The following is a 16,431-nucleotide window of genomic DNA, read 5'->3' on the forward strand; positions in this document are numbered from 1 at the left end:
ATTTATTTATTTTTTTTACTTTATTAAGTTATGTTATTTTTTAAATTTTATTTATCTACTTAATGCAAAAATTAGCACCAGTCTTTGGTGCTAATTTACTAATCCAAGTAATCTTTTAATTTCTTACTTCTAGATGGATGTCTAAGCTTTCTTAAAGCCTTAGCTTCTATTTGTCTAATTCTTTCTCTTGTTACATTAAACTCTTTACCTACTTCTTCAAGAGTTCTTGCTCTTCCATCATCTAATCCAAATCTTAATCTTAAGACTTTTTCTTCTCTAGGAGTCAATGTATCTAAAACATTAATTAATTGTTCCTTTAACATTGTAAATGCAGCTGCCTCAGCTGGTGCAGGAGCATCATCATCAGGTATGAAATCACCTAAATGAGAATCTTCCTCTTCTCCAATAGGTGTTTCAAGTGAAACTGGTTCTTGAGCAATTTTTTGAATCTCTCTAACCTTTTCTACTGGAAGGTCCATAACTTTAGAAATTTCTTCGGGGAATGGATCTCTACCTAATTCTTGTAATAATTGTCTTTGAACTCTTATTAACTTATTTATAGTTTCTACCATATGAACTGGAATTCTTATTGTTCTAGCTTGATCAGCTATGGCTCTAGTAATCGCTTGTCTAATCCACCATGTAGCATAAGTAGAAAATTTAAACCCTTTTCTAAAATCAAATTTTTCTACTGCTTTAATTAATCCAAGGTTTCCTTCTTGAATCAAGTCTAAGAATAACATTCCTCTTCCAACATATCTTTTAGCTATACTAACAACCAATCTAAGGTTTGCTTCAGCAAGTTTCTTTTTAGCATATTGGCTTCCTGCTTCAATTTGTTTAGCAAGCTCCATTTCTTCTTCAGATGATAATAGTGGAACCTTTCCTATTTCCTTTAAATACATTCTTACAGGATCATCTATTGCAATTCCTTCCGGTACTGATAAATCTATTTCTTCTTCTATAATATCAACATCATTTGCAGCACCTTGAACTTCAATTCCCATTGATTCAAGAACCTCATAAATCTTTTCAATTTGCTCTGGACTTAAATCTATGTTTTCTACCTCATCTAAAATTTCTTGATATGTTAATACCCCATTTTTCTTACCTTTATCTAGTAAGTTTTTTACGATGCTCATTTTATTATTTCTATCTTGACCATCCTTAGGCTTATTCTTATTTACTTTTGTTTTTTCTTCCACTAGCTGATTACCTCCTTTCGTTATATGACCAACTAAACTCTCTTAGCTTCTTTCAACTTTTTAGTTATACTTGCTAACTCAATGGCTAATTTTATTGATTCTTCAATTTTGCCCTCGTTTTCAAGTTGCTTTTGCTCTTTTCTAAGTTGATCTATTCTTTGCTTTAATTTATATGAAATAATTTCATTAATTAAATCATTAATTTGAACTTTTATATTATCAGCAAAGAATATATTCTCTTCTTTAATCTTGACTAGCTCTCCAATTGTTTTTACATCGCTTAGTCTTGATTCTATAAATGATTCTATATTATTTATATTTTCCCCTTTAGCCAATATAATAACAGTGAAAATTTCTTTATGTTCTAGTAAAATAAAGTCGTTTTCTGATATTCTTTCCTCTATATACTGTAAATACTCATTATTTTCAAGCATCATTTTTAAAAGTGTTCTTTCTGCTTTTAAAAATCCTGGTTCTACATATAATTTTGACCTATCTTCTTCCTTATTATTCCTAAAATCATTTTCTCTATTATCTTTCATTTTACTTTTAAGGATATCATACAATGCCTGTTCTTTTATTCCAGTATTTTCAGATGCTTTTTTTATATAAACATCCTTTTCAACAGGATTTAAATCTGAGATTATATCCATAACTCTTTTTGAATATAAAATTACAGATTGGCTATTTTTAAAATCAATACCTTCTTCAGCTTTTTTAATTCTATAATCTATTAATGGTGCTGCGTTATTAATTAATCTTAAAAATGCATCCTTTCCATTGCTTCTTACATATTCATCTGGATCTTTTCCTTGTGGAATGCTTAATACTCTTACATCAAAACCTGCAGTTCTTAAAATTTCAAGTCCTCTCAACGTTGCCATTTGCCCTGCTACATCAGCATCATAAGAAATAACTACTTTATCTGCATATCTTTTCAATAATCTTGCTTGATTAATAGTTAATGCTGTTCCTAATGATGCAACTACATTTGTTATTCCATGCTGGTGTAAAGATATTAAATCCATATATCCTTCAACAATAACAAAGTATCTTTCACTCATATTATGCTTTAATGCAAAATTTAGCCCATATAAGTTAGTTCCTTTTTGGAAAACTAAAGTTTCAGGTGAATTTAAATATTTAGGTTTTGAATCATCTAATACTCTTCCTCCAAATCCAATTACTTTTCCTTGATAGTCAAAAACTGGAAACATAACTCGATTTCTAAACCTATCATATTTAGTACCTTTTTCCTTATTTACAGAAATAAGACCAGCTTCTTCTAACACCTCATCACTAATACCTTTATGTCTTAAATAAAACATTAAATTATTCCAACTATCATTAGCATATCCTAATCCAAATTTTTTAATTGTTTCTTCTTTAATACCCCTATTTAAAAAGTATTCTTTTGCTTTTTGGTTATTCATAAGATTTGAAAAGAAAAATTTTGCTGCTTCAACATTTACTTTATACAGCAAATCCTTTTTTTGTGCACTCTTACTTCTTGGTCCATTTCCAAACTCTAAAGGAATATTTGCTCTAGCTGCAAGGTATTTTACTGCTTCAATGAAAGATAAATTTTTATCTTTCATCACAAATGAAATAACATTTCCTGCTTCACCACATCCAAAGCACTTGAAAATTTGTTTCTCCTGAGATACTGAAAAAGAAGGTGTTTTTTCGTTATGAAAAGGGCATAGCCCTGTGAAGTTTCTACCAGCCTTCTTTAGTCTAACCCTCTCTGAAATTACATCTACAATATCATTTTGTGATTTTATTTTTTCTAAAATTTCTTCAGAAATCTGCAAGGAGATCCCCTCCTTACTTAATTTAATTTTTCCCACTCTATACATTTCGACATGTTTTTATAAATTCCTTCTAAATTTTTTAACTTAATTTATTTTTTATGTCTTAAATATATATTTTTATTCTACCCTAATATTATCTATTCTATCTTAACTGTTAAAATCCTTTTTATTCTACAAAATTTATTGTTCCCAATTTTTTTGTATTATACAACTTTTTTACTAATAAATTACAAACTTTGGTACATATATTTTATTAAATACCGATAAACAATAATCATCTGTCATTCCTGCAATATAATCTGCAACTCCCCTTTTCAGTCCTTCCTCATTAATTATATTTTTATATAGCTGAGGTAGCTCATCACTATGATTATAAAAATAATTTATAACATTACTTAATATAAATTTTGCTTTATTTCTTTCTTCTTTTAATTCATCTGCCAGATAAATATTTTTAAACATAAACTTTCTCAATTCAACCATAGCCTCTTTAACTTCATTGCTTTGTTTAATATCATAATTTCCAGATTTTAAATTTTTAGTACTTTCAATTATCATATCGTTAACTAATATTTTTATTCTCTCTGAATGACTTTTTCCTAATACTTTAACAACTTCCTTAGGTAACTGATCTTCAGTTAATAATCCAGCTCTTATTGAATCATCAATATCATGATTTAAGTAAGCTATTTTATCACTATATTTTACTACCCTACCTTCTAATGTTTTTGCTACATTTTCCTTTTGTGAAAGTCCACTATGATTTAATATTCCATCTATAACTTCAGCTGTAAGATTTAATCCTACACCACTTTTTTCTAACTTTTTTACAACTCTCACACTTTGTTCATTATGCCTAAAACCACCATCTAAAAACTCGTTAAGCACTTCTTCTCCATTATGAGCAAATGCAACATGCCCCAAATCATGCCCTAATGCAATTGCTTCAATTAGCATTTCATTTAAACCTATACCTATTCCTATAGTTCTTCCAATTTGAGCTACATCTAAGGTATGCGTAAGCCTTGTTCTATAGTGATCTCCAAACGTTCGTATGTATACTTGTGTCTTATGTTTTAATCTTCTAAAGGACTTACAATGTATAATTCTATCTCTATCTATCATAAAGCAAGTTCTAATACTATCATATTTTTCTTTTAATTCTCTCCCCATACTTTTATTACTATGAATAGCCTGTGGAATTAATGTCAAGTCTTCATTATTTTCTATTCTTTCTCTTAGTTCCATCTAACTCACCTCAAAATAATCTATTCTATATTTTTCTCATAAATCCTCTATTTTATAATATATGACATTTTAGAATATTTGATTATATTATAATTACATTCTACGATATGTATATTTATATATTTTTCATAATATTATTATATTAAGAAATTTATGCAAGGAGTCTTATAATGGACAATGAAAAAAAAATCATTGATATTAATAATATAAAACAAAATATATTACCTAAATTTTTTTTAGATAATGCACAAATTACTATGGTTAAATTTAAAGATACATCTAAACAAAGAGCTGTATTTAAAGTAACATTAAATCAAAAAAATTATTGTTTAAAAAAAGTTTATTATGATGAAAGTAACTTACTTTTTGTTTATTCTGCAATGGAATGGTTGTATAGAAATAACATTAAAGTCCCTAAATTATTACCTTCATATGATAATCGTAGGTATATTTTTTATGAAAATATGCTATTTATACTAACCCCATGGGTTGAAGGAGAAAAATGTAATTTCGATTCATTATCAGATTTAAATTTATCTATTAAAACACTTGCTAAGTTACATAAGTGCTCTAAGGATTTCATACCTATAGATGGAAGTAAAAAAAGAATTGGCTTAGATAATTATTATCTTTGTATAAATAAACATTTCAATGATTTATTAGAAAATGCAAACTTAGCTTTTTCATATAATGATAAATTTTCAAGACTTTATTTAAATAACTTAAATACTAATTTATCACTTGCAAAATTATCTCTTGAAATAGCCTCTTTTATTGATTTTAAAGACTTAAGTATTTCTCTTTGTCATGGTGATTATGTAAATAAAAATATATTAATAAATAGGAATAATAATGATGTTTGGATTATTGATTTTGATAAATGTAAAATAGATTATTGTGCTCATGATATTTCATATTTTTTAAGAAGATTACTTAAACGTAACAGCACTAATTGGAATTCTGGTTTAACAATTAATCTTATTAATACTTATAAGAAATACAATGAATTAAGTGAATCTGATTTTAAATATATATTAGCCTATTTAGCCTTTCCTCAAAAGTTTTGGAAAATTTCTAGGGATTACTATAAAAATATAGATAAATGTAATAAAAATTCATTTATAACTTTATTAAGCAAGGGTTTAAATAATTCTGAATCTCAATTAGATTATATTAATAATATGCTTTATATTTATAAACGTTACTACAATATAAAATTTTAATATTTAAATAAAAAAGGAGTGAAAAATCACTCCCTTTTATTAAATATTTATTTTCTTGGATTCTTAACTTGTGCTTGTGCAGCTGCAAGTCTTGCCACTGGAACTCTAAATGGAGAACAAGATACATAGTTTAATCCAATATTATGGCAAAATTCTACTGATGATGGATCTCCTCCATGTTCTCCACAAATACCTAATTTTATATTTGGTCTTGTTGATTTACCTTTTTCAACAGCAATTTTAACTAATTGCCCTACTCCTTTTTGATCTAATTTTGCAAATGGATCTTGTTCATATATCTTCCTTTCATAATAATCAGATAAGAACTTAGCTGCATCATCTCTAGAAAAACCAAATGTCATTTGAGTTAAATCATTTGTACCAAATGAGAAAAATTCTGCTTCTTTAGCTATTTCATCAGCTGTTAGAGCAGCTCTTGGAATTTCTATCATTGTACCAACATGATAATCTAATTTAACTCCTGATTCCTCCATAACTTGTTCAGCAGTTCTAACTACTATATCCTTAACAAATTTTAATTCTTTTACTTCACCAACTAATGGAATCATAATTTCAGGAACTATATCATATCCCTTATTCTTTTTCACTTCAATAGCTGCTTCAATTACAGCTCTAGTTTGCATTTCAGCAATTTCTGGATAAGAAACAGCTAATCTACAACCTCTATGACCCATCATAGGATTAAATTCATGCAAGTTTTCTACAGTTGATTTAAGTTCTCCAAAACTTAATCCCATTGTTTTTGCAAGTTCTGCAATTTCATCATCAGTATGAGGTAAGAACTCATGTAATGGTGGATCTAAGAATCTTATTGTTGCTGGCATTCCCTTTAAAGCTTCATACATTCCAATAAAATCTTTCTTTTGTATTGGAAGTAATTTAGCTAATGCAGCTCTTCTTTCATCTTCATTTTTAGCTACTATCATTTCTCTCATAGCCATTATTCTATCTTCTTCAAAGAACATGTGCTCAGTTCTACAAAGTCCTATACCTTCTGCACCAAATTCAATTGCTTGCTTTGTATCTCTTGGATTATCAGCATTAGTTCTAACACTTAATTTTCTAATATTATCTGCCCATTCCATAAATGTTGCAAAATGTCCTGAAATTTCTGGAGTAACAGCTTTTATTGCTTCCCCATATACATTTCCTGTAGATCCATCTATAGATATATAATCTTCAGAAGTATAAACCTTTCCGTTAGCTTCCAAAGTTCTTTCTTCTTCATTAACTTTTAAGTCTCCACAACCAGCTACACAACAAGTTCCCATACCTCTTGCAACAACTGCTGCATGAGATGTCATACCACCTCTTATTGTTAATATACCTTCAGCTGCAATCATACCTTCAATATCTTCTGGTGAAGTTTCTAGTCTCACTAATACTACTTTTTCACCCTTTTCAGCTCTTTCTTTTGCTTCTTCTGCACTAAATGCAACCTTTCCACAAGCTGCTCCCGGTGATGCAGGAAGTCCCTTAGCTATAACTTTTGCATTTTTTAATTCAGTAAAATCAAAAGTAGGATGTAATAATGAATCTAATTGCTTAGGTTCAACTTTTAATATAGCTTCTTCTTTAGTTAACATTCCTTCTGAAACTAAGTCAACAGCTATCTTTAAAGCTGCTTGTGCAGTTCTCTTACCATTTCTTGTTTGTAAAAAGTATAATTTACCTTCTTCAATAGTAAATTCCATATCTTGCATATCTTTATAATGATTTTCAAGGGTATGAACTATATCGATAAATTGTTTATATATAGCAGGATTTTGCTCTTGTAGTTTAGATATTGGTAATGGTGTTCTAATACCAGCAACAACATCTTCTCCTTGAGCATTCATTAAATATTCACCGTAAATTTCCTTTTCTCCAGTTGCTGCATTTCTAGAAAAAGCAACACCTGTACCTGAACTTTCTCCTTTATTACCAAAAATCATTTGTTGTACATTTACTGCTGTTCCCCATTCTCCTGGTATATCATTTAATCTTCTGTAAACTATAGCCCTTGGATTATCCCATGATCTAAATACAGCAGTTATTGCTTCAGTTAATTGTACAGTTGGATCTTGTGGAAAGTCTCCACCCTTTTCCTTTTTATATAATTCTTTAAATTTAACTACTAATTCTTTTAAGTCATTTTCATTTAATTCAGTATCATATTTAACACCTTTTGCTTCTTTAGCTTTATCTATTAAATTTTCAAATAACCTCTTTTCTATACCCATAACAACATCTGAGAACATTTGAATAAATCTTCTATATGAATCATAAGCAAATCTTGGGTTATTTGTTGCCTTTGCAACTGCTTCTACAGCAATATCATTTAAACCAAGATTTAATATTGTATCCATCATTCCTGGCATTGATACTCTTGCACCAGATCTTACAGAAACTAATAATGGATTTGTGTTGCTTCCAAATTCTTTTCCTGTTATTTTTTCTAATTCTTTGATATTTTTATGAATTTCTTCTACAATTGAAGCTGTTATTTGTTTTCCATCCTCATAATACTTATTACAAGCTTCTGTTGTAACAATAAATCCTTGAGGAACTGGAATTCCTATTCTAGTCATTTCTGCTAAATTTGCCCCTTTACCTCCAAGAAGGTTTCTCATTGAACCATTACCTTCACTGAAAAGATAAACATACTTTTTATTCTCCATCTCAATACTCCTCCGTTCATACAATAATATATACTAACAAGATTTACTCTTGTAGTTACCCTTTAATTTATTTTGCCTCTCCTAGATTAACAAACAATTTAGTTATGTTAGTCTTAGAAATCTTCCCAACTATTTTTAAATTAAATTTTTCATCGTCTGAATCGTAAGATTTTTCTACTATTGGTATACTGTCTATTTCATGCTCAATTATTTTTTTTGCTAATGTATATGCACTATCTTCTACTGTACCATAAATTATATTTGGCATTCTAGTCATAATTATTCCAACTGGAACCTTATGTATATCAGTTCCACCAATTGCAATTTTCAAGAAATCTTTTCTTGAAACTGCCCCAACTAAGCTTCCATTACTTTCAACAAATAGTGTTCCTACATCATGTAAAAACAAATGAACTATTGCATCATATACCATAGTATCATCGTTAACGGTTACAGGCTTTGACATAATGTCGCCAACTCTAATTTTAGATATATTTTCTAATATATCTCCATCAACCTTTTTTCCTAAATAAACATAACCTACTTTTGGCCTAGCATCTAAAGTACCAGTCATTGTAAGTATTGCTAAATCAGCCCTTAAGGCTGCTCTTGTTACCCCTAACTTTTCTGCTATTGCTTCACTTGTAATTGGCCCTCCGGCTTTAACTATTTTTATTATTTCTTCTTGTCTGTTTGTAAATTTCAATGCTATTCCTCTTTTCAATCATTTAAGGAATATTCAGATAATTAAGAATTTTTTCTATTTACAGTATAATTATAACATTTTATCATTTTTTTACTATACCTAATTTTTAGAAAAATCACTTAAATTATTTGAATATTCCTATTCTTTTTTAATTTGCTATATTATATCTTTGTTTTTCTTTAATTTACTATTTTGGGTTATCATCTTCATCGAAATTTACAGTATACGTAAAGCTATTATTTTCACTTTCTTTATCTTTGTTAGTTTTTCCATATTTCTTTACAGAATCTATATTTACATTTTGTACTTTATCTTTTACTTTATCTGCAAAATCACTTGCTTTATCCTTTGCTTCATTTACAGCTTCAGAAATATATTTGTTAACTACTTCTACACTTCCATCAGCTCTTGTTATTTCTATAGTAACTTGTGTTACTACAGCAGCAACTACTACAAATGCTAATATTGGCGGAATAATAATTGCAATAACACCAGCTGCAATTCCTGCATTTACAGGTACATCAACTATTTTTTTTCCGTCTTTACTGACTTTTATTCTAGTAACATTTCCTTTGTTTATTAAATCTTTTAACCAAATTTTTAATTCTTCTATAGTTTCTGTTTTTTTATATTCACCTTCATCTTTAGATTGTTTTTCTAAAAATATTATTGCCTCTAAAACATCTCCATTAGATACTTCTAGTGCTTCTTTAGCCTTACTATAACTTACTCCAGTTCTTTCTCTTACCTTATCAACCTTTTCTAATGTGATATCCATACTTCTATCTACTCCTTTATATAATTTAGCATTTCTAAACTTTTTGGTTTTCTTGAATAATTTGAATTAATAATAAAAGTTGTTATTTTTTCAATTTGTTTTTTAATATTTTTATCTATATTTAATCTATATATTTTATCCATAGATGTTTTGCTTAAAAATCTAAGAGCATTAAATCCAGCTCTTGATATATATATTCCATATTCTTTATTACATGTATCACAAACACCTCCAAAATATGATAAAGAAATATAATCACTTGTATTAATATTTTTTTTACAAATGCTACATTTATCAAATTGTAATCCATATCCAGTTGCATTAAGTAATCTTAATTCAAATGCTCTAATTAATAATTCGTAATCCATTGCATCTGTGTTAAGCAAATATAGACATGTTATAAACTCTTTAAATAATTCCTTATTTACTTCTCCATCTTCTACACATATATCAATTAATTCACAAATATACGAAGAATAAGTTAATTTATCTAAATTATCTAGTAATCCTTGAAACGAATTAATAATTTTACCTTCTTGCAAATTATATAAATTTCTTCCTTTAAAAAATATATAATCTGCAAAACATAAAGGTAAAGTAAGTGCTAAGTTTTTACTTTTGCTTTTCTTAGCACCTTTAGCTATAAAAGTTATCTTACCTAACTCTTCACAATATGCCCAAATAAGTTTGTCATTTTCTTTATAATCTATTGATTTAATTATAACACCTTTTGTTTTTTCAATAGACAGAATAATCAACCCCTATCTACTTATTTTTTTTATACCCTAACTCTCTAAGTAGAAGACCGTTATCTCTCCATTCCTTTCTTACCTTAACCCAAATCTTTAAATTAATTTTTGCACGAAGGAATCTTTCTATTTCATATCTTGATGTTTCACCAATTTTCTTTAAAGATGCTCCATTTTTTCCTATTATTATTCCTTTATGAGAGTCCTTCTCACAAATTAAATCCACTTCAATATGATATGTACCTTTTTCATTTTGTTTCATTTGAATAACATCTACTGCTATTCCATGTGGAACTTCATCTCTTAAATTTTTTAATGCCTTTTCTCTTATGATTTCCGCAACAATAAATCTTTCTTGAACATCAGTTATCATGTCTTCTGGATAATATTGAGGTCCCTCTGGCATTTTATTTACCATTAATTTAACTAATGAATCTACATTTTTTCCCTTTAATGCTGAAATAGGTATTAACTCTTCAAAATCATACTCTTTTGAGAACATTTCTAAAGTTTTAGCTACTTTATCATGAGAGTTTTCATCTACTTTATTTACAACTAAAAATACAGGTGCTTTTTGAGCCTTCAATGCTTCTAATATAAATTTATCACCTCTACCAATTTCTTCACATGGATTTACTAAAAATAATACTAAATCAACTTCTTTTATAGAATCCTTAGCAGAATTAACCATATATTCCCCTAATTTATGTTTTGGTTTATGTATCCCAGGTGTATCAACAAAAACTAACTGATAATCCTCTCCAGTTAAAATAGTTTGTATGTTATTTCTTGTTGTTTGAGGCTTATTAGATACTATTGATAATTTTTCCCCCATTATTTCATTTAATAAAGTAGATTTTCCTACATTTGGTCTTCCTACTATTGTCACAAATCCTGATTTAAACATATTTTCCTCCTAGCCTAGCAAGTCTTTCTTTGAAAAAGACCCTGGCAATATTTCTTCAAAAGTTTTTACTATATAATCATTTTCATTTTTTATAATTATTACTGGTATTTTTTCATCTCTTACAAATTCAGCAATTACCTGTCTGCATATTCCACATGGATATGTATATGAATTTGTATCTCCTACAACTGCAACTGCTTTAATTTCTCTATTTCCATCATGAACACCTTTAAAAATGGCTGTTCTCTCTGCACAATTTGTTGCTCCTAAAGAAGCATTTTCTATATTACTTCCCGTATATATTTCCCCATTTTCAAAAAGTATAGCGGAACCTACTTTAAAATTTGAATATGGGCAATACGCTTTTTCTCTTGCTTCTAACGCACTTAATATTAACTCTTTATAATCCATATATATTCCTCCATTTAAATAGTATATCACATATATTATATTAATTTTAACATTGAAAAAAAGATTTTATTAATAAATTTATAACTTAAATATAGTAAATATTAATAATGTTAACAGTATTCCTAAAATACCACCAACAATCACTTCAAAAACACTATGAACTTCCGAGTCTACTCTACTTTGAGCTGTTATAAAAGCCATTAAATAAGCTAAAATTATACAAATTGGTTTTTCAGTTATAAGTGAAATAGCTGTTGATAATGAAAAGGCTAATGCACTATGCCCACTAGGCATTCCTCCTTTAAGTGGTGTTCCTTCTCCATATATAGCCTTAATTATTAATACTGCCAATATAACTATTACTAATGCTATAAAAATCATGTATGGTTCTGAATGTTTTATCTTATATATAACTTCATAAGAAAAATTAGATAATTTATCCCAAAATACAATATATCCAACTAGTAATGCATTTACAGCTGTAACTAAAACTGCCCCAGCTGCTGTATTTTTAGCAACCTTTGCCAAGGGGTGATAATAATTAGTATTTAAGTCTACAGCAGCTTCAACTGCAGTATTCACAAGTTCTGCACTAATCACCATTGTAATTGTAATAGCTAATGATAAAAATTCTGCTTTTGAGATATCAAAGAAAAAACAAGCTATAAGTACTCCTATAGCTGCTACTATATGTATTTTCATATTTCTTTGCGTTCTTACTGCATCAATAATACCATTTATTGCATGATTAAAACTTTCTAATAACTTTTTCATCTCCATAAACTTCACCTCTTATTAAGCTTATCTTGTTATATTTAATTTCTCTAATATCTCTTCTTCTCTTTTTCTCATTTTAACCTTATCTTTATCACACATATGATCATATCCTAAAAGATGAAGTATTGAATGTACCACTAAATAACATACCTCTCTTTCAAATGAATGATTATATTCTATGCTTTGTTCCTTTGCTCTTTCTAATGATAATACCATATCTCCTAATACAAGTTCATCACCATCTAAATATATCTTATCAAACTTTTTATTTTTATAAATATCCTTAAATACCTTATCTTCTGAATAGTCAAGCATAGGAAATGATAATACATCTGTAACTTTATCAATTCCTCTTGTACCTTTATTAATTTCCCTTATTTCATTATTATCCACAAATAAAAGTGAAATTTGATATGGAACATTAACTTCTTCTTCAGTTAATGCTACATTGCATACTTCATTAATAATATTTACAAGTTTTTCTGTAGCTTCTATTATATTTTGTCTATTATCAGTATATAGCATAATTATTCCTCCCTTAAATACATATTAAATAATATGTATTTATTTATTTGCGTTTATTCATTATACGTCTTTTACATACACTTGGCAACTTATATATAAAAAGGGGCTGTCGCACTAAAAATTTTATACACAATATATTGTAGTATTTATTCTTAATGCGACATCCCCTTTTTATTACTTTATCTTTTCAGTTGGATATTCTATCCTATGATGATAAATTCCCTTTAAGACCTTTAAAAAACATGCTTTTATAACTTCTAAATCCTTAAATGTTAAATCACATTCATTTAATTGATTTGAATTTAATTTATCTTTAATAATATTATTTACCATTGCCTCAATTTTATCTAATGTTGGTTCCTGAATCGATCTAACTGCAGCTTCTACACTATCTGCCATCATAATAATAGCAGCTTCTTTAGTTTGAGGCTTTGGTCCTGGATATCTAAAATCATCTTCTTTTATTAAATCTGGATTTTCACTATTATTTTTTAGCGTATAATAAAAATATTTTACTAATGTTGTACCATGATGCTGTGCTATCATATCAGTAACTATTGTTGGAACATCATATTCCTTAGCTAATTCTAGTCCATCCTTAACATGAGATATTATTATTGTAGTACTTAATGCAGGTGATATCTTATCATGAGGATTTACTCCTCCAAGTTGATTTTCACCAAAGAAAAACGGCCTTTTTATCTTTCCAATATCATGATAATATGCTCCTACTCTAACCAGCATTGGATTAGCTCCAACTTCTTCTGCTGCAACTTCTGCTAAATTAGCTACCATTATACTATGATGATATGTTCCAGGTGCTTCCATTAATAATCTTTTTAATAATAGATTGTTTGGATTAGATAATTCTAACAACTTCATATTAGTAACTAAATTAAAACTTGATTCTAAAAATGGTAATAAGCCCATAGCCAATATTCCTGAAATAAATGCTCCTCCTGTAGCTAAAGCTACATCAATCAGTATCCTTTTTATATTATTAGATAAAAGTATTCCGCTTGATAAAACTATAATAGCACTTGAAACTGCTAAATACGCAGTTGAATATAATATATCATTTCTTTGATTAACTTTTTTCAATGTTAATGAAGATATTATATTTGCAACAATAGCCACTAAAATTATCTGTGGGTCAAATCCAATAATAATTCCTATAAATAATAAATTAAATGAATTTATTATTATTGAAATTTTTGATCCTAAAAATACTGTCATAAGTATTGGTGTACATGCAATTGGAATTAAAAATACAGATACAAGTGTAAATACCCTTGCTATAATTAACGATAATAAATTTAATAATAATATTAAAAATACTAATTTAGTATTATTTAATATTTTATTATTTTCATTTTTCATATATATATATTGTAATATTAATACAAATAAAACATAAAAAAATAATATTATATAAGTATAAATATAATCCTTGCTTATATCTTCTCCAATGAGACCAAGTTCTGTCAAAATATTAATTTGCTTTTGGGTAATAGGTTCTCCTTCCTTAACTATTATTTGATTTTTTTTAATCATTACTTTAGATACACCTTTTAATGCCTCTTTTATAGCCTCATCTGTTTTTGATTGATCAAAAAAGTAATTTGCCTTAACTTGGCTTTCACATATTTCTCTTAGTATAACTTCAATATTTGATTCTAATCCTTGTCTTGATAAATATTCATCAACTATTGATTTTGCATCAGCAATGGCTTTACTATCTTCTTCTATTTGATTTTCATATGCCTTATCTATTGCTGTTAAAGCAATCCATTGCAATTCAGTATCTTTATCTACACTTAAATCAAGTAATTCTTTATATTCTGAATCTGAAAGATTAATTGTATCTATTTTTTTCAATTCAGCTATTTTACTTTTTTCATCTATATTATTACTTTTTAAATTAATTAATTTGTCAAAAAAGCCTTTAACATTATCACTAGCTTCAATTTTAATTTCATTTTTAAGTGTAAATTTTTTTTCTACTTTTGCTGTAACTTCCTGTTCTTTTAACTTAGTAGCTTCTTCATCAATTATATCCCGTGGTGCTTTAATATCAACTGTTGCAATATCCCCTTCATTTAACTTGTATCTTTTTGGGGTAACAACAGTCATCAATATAAAATAAATTAAAATGGCTGTAATAGTAAATAAAAATATTCTTTTCCATTTATCCATATGATCCTTCCTTAAAACATCACCTTTATCTTGCATTTTGTTCACCTTCTCATTTTCTCCTAATATTTAATAATCAACTGTTTCTTCACTAACTATATTCTCCTCTACAACAAATACTACATTTACTAATAAATTTTCTTCGTCTATTATTTTTTCTTCAAGTAATTTATCTATAATTTTTGCATCTCTATTTAAATCATTTAATAAAGAATTTTCTAATTTTGAAACTGAATCTTCTATAGCTTCTTCTTTAGTAACTACAATTTCATTTTCCACTCTTTCATAATATAACACCTTATTAAATAATTTTCCACTCATTTCTATTTTATCATAACTCTCAAAATCTTTTGTAGCCTTTTTTAAATATATTTTTTTACCAAATATCTCTACATAAATATCACTATCTTTTCTTCCACTCCTTTCTAAATAAGTACCAGCAATCTTAACATTCATTGATTTTTCATAAAATGTATTTGCAATTACTATACCTCTCGGAGGAAGTATATATTCATTTCCTTCTGATCCATCTATACCTTCAATTACAACATCCCCCTTTTTAACTAATTCACCTGTTTTTACTGCACTTCTTCCTGCAAACGTATATACTCTCTTTACTTCTCCATCTTTAGAAGCCACAAGATTTCCATATTCATAACTTTTAGTTTGTGGAGGATTAATTTTTTCTTGAATAACAACTTTTAAAGTTGAGCCTTCAATTCTTACTCTCAACCATAATATTTCATCATTTATATTTTCTAATTTCTTTTCTATTTCTTTTACATCAATATTTTTTTTAGCTATTCCTGGCTTTATACCAATTTGATTTAACTCTTTTCTAATTTCAAATGGTGGAATATTTTTTTGAACTTCTACTTCTATAGACCATATGTAAGTAGATAAATAACCTATTATTGCTAAAAATAGTACAGCTCCAATTGCTAATGATATTCTTTTTTTTATACCTCCTAAAAAAAATATAAATCCCTTACTTTGTATAATATTTATTCTGCCACCTAATTCTTCAACAACTTCCTTTGCTTTATAATAATCTAAATAATCTATTTCTAATACTAAAGTAGCTACATCACTTTTCTTAATTTTATATACTTTTATATTTTTTACCCAAAATATATTAAGCAATCTTTCAGTCTTTATAATCTTAATCTCTACTAATATTTTACTTTTTTTTATATTATTAAAAGCCATTTTAT

General features: G+C 27.5%; 14 protein-coding genes. 1 reads left to right on the plus strand and 13 read right to left on the minus strand.

Annotated elements, in window-relative coordinates:
- Positions 1 to 98: 98 nt before the first annotated feature.
- The 3 genes from rpoD to ACUN06_RS09715 form a co-directional block, all read right to left on the minus strand.
- Positions 99 to 1,229: an RNA polymerase sigma factor RpoD gene (gene rpoD, locus ACUN06_RS09705; protein ID WP_291731378.1), complete on the minus strand. Its 1,131-nt coding sequence runs from the start codon at positions 1,227 to 1,229 to the stop codon at positions 99 to 101.
- 8 nt (positions 1,230 to 1,237) lie between these two features.
- Positions 1,238 to 3,019, minus strand: coding sequence for a DNA primase (gene dnaG / locus ACUN06_RS09710; RefSeq protein WP_449389713.1), 1,782 nt, complete (start codon positions 3,017 to 3,019; stop codon positions 1,238 to 1,240).
- Between the two features lie 219 nt (positions 3,020 to 3,238).
- Positions 3,239 to 4,267, minus strand: a complete 1,029-nt coding sequence (locus ACUN06_RS09715) for a deoxyguanosinetriphosphate triphosphohydrolase (RefSeq protein WP_294162343.1) — start codon at positions 4,265 to 4,267, stop codon at positions 3,239 to 3,241.
- Positions 4,268 to 4,437: 170 nt separating this feature from the next.
- Between ACUN06_RS09715 and ACUN06_RS09720 the strand changes: the two genes are divergently transcribed.
- Positions 4,438 to 5,490: a CotS family spore coat protein gene (locus ACUN06_RS09720; protein ID WP_291731358.1), complete on the plus strand. Its 1,053-nt coding sequence runs from the start codon at positions 4,438 to 4,440 to the stop codon at positions 5,488 to 5,490.
- Positions 5,491 to 5,537: 47 nt separating this feature from the next.
- Here ACUN06_RS09720 and ppdK read toward each other — a convergent pair whose 3' ends face one another.
- The 10 genes from ppdK to yqfD form a co-directional block, all read right to left on the minus strand.
- Complete coding sequence (gene ppdK, locus ACUN06_RS09725) at positions 5,538 to 8,171, minus strand: pyruvate, phosphate dikinase (protein WP_449389714.1); 2,634 nt, start codon at positions 8,169 to 8,171, stop codon at positions 5,538 to 5,540.
- 67 nt (positions 8,172 to 8,238) lie between these two features.
- On the minus strand, positions 8,239 to 8,877 hold the full coding sequence (locus ACUN06_RS09730) for a helix-turn-helix transcriptional regulator (protein ID WP_291731362.1): 639 nt from the start codon (positions 8,875 to 8,877) through the stop codon (positions 8,239 to 8,241).
- A 187-nt stretch (positions 8,878 to 9,064) separates the two neighbouring features.
- Entirely contained in the window at positions 9,065 to 9,655 is a 591-nt protein-coding gene (locus tag ACUN06_RS09735) for a DUF4342 domain-containing protein (protein ID WP_291731364.1), read from the minus strand.
- Positions 9,656 to 9,663: 8 nt separating this feature from the next.
- Entirely contained in the window at positions 9,664 to 10,413 is a 750-nt protein-coding gene (gene recO / locus ACUN06_RS09740; protein WP_291731366.1) for a DNA repair protein RecO, read from the minus strand.
- Between the two features lie 7 nt (positions 10,414 to 10,420).
- The gene (gene era / locus ACUN06_RS09745) at positions 10,421 to 11,311 is read right to left on the minus strand and encodes a GTPase Era (RefSeq protein ID WP_449389715.1); all 891 of its coding nucleotides are present in this window, start codon (positions 11,309 to 11,311) and stop codon (positions 10,421 to 10,423) included.
- A gap of 9 nt (positions 11,312 to 11,320) precedes the next feature.
- Positions 11,321 to 11,722 (minus strand): cytidine deaminase, encoded by a 402-nt coding sequence (locus tag ACUN06_RS09750; protein ID WP_291731370.1) that lies wholly within the window; start codon positions 11,720 to 11,722, stop codon positions 11,321 to 11,323.
- A 78-nt stretch (positions 11,723 to 11,800) separates the two neighbouring features.
- Complete coding sequence (locus ACUN06_RS09755; protein WP_291731372.1) at positions 11,801 to 12,502, minus strand: diacylglycerol kinase; 702 nt, start codon at positions 12,500 to 12,502, stop codon at positions 11,801 to 11,803.
- A 21-nt stretch (positions 12,503 to 12,523) separates the two neighbouring features.
- Positions 12,524 to 13,024, minus strand: a complete 501-nt coding sequence (ybeY, locus tag ACUN06_RS09760) for an rRNA maturation RNase YbeY (protein WP_449389716.1) — start codon at positions 13,022 to 13,024, stop codon at positions 12,524 to 12,526.
- A 174-nt stretch (positions 13,025 to 13,198) separates the two neighbouring features.
- Positions 13,199 to 15,256, minus strand: a complete 2,058-nt coding sequence (locus ACUN06_RS09765) for an HD family phosphohydrolase (RefSeq protein WP_449390271.1) — start codon at positions 15,254 to 15,256, stop codon at positions 13,199 to 13,201.
- Positions 15,257 to 15,286: 30 nt separating this feature from the next.
- Positions 15,287 to 16,426 carry a sporulation protein YqfD gene (gene yqfD / locus ACUN06_RS09770; protein ID WP_294162362.1) on the minus strand — a complete coding sequence of 380 codons (1,140 nt, stop codon included), beginning with the start codon at positions 16,424 to 16,426 and terminating at the stop codon, positions 15,287 to 15,289.
- Between the last annotated feature and the right edge of the window lie 5 nt (positions 16,427 to 16,431).

The organism is Clostridium sp. ETTB3, from assembly GCF_053571985.1.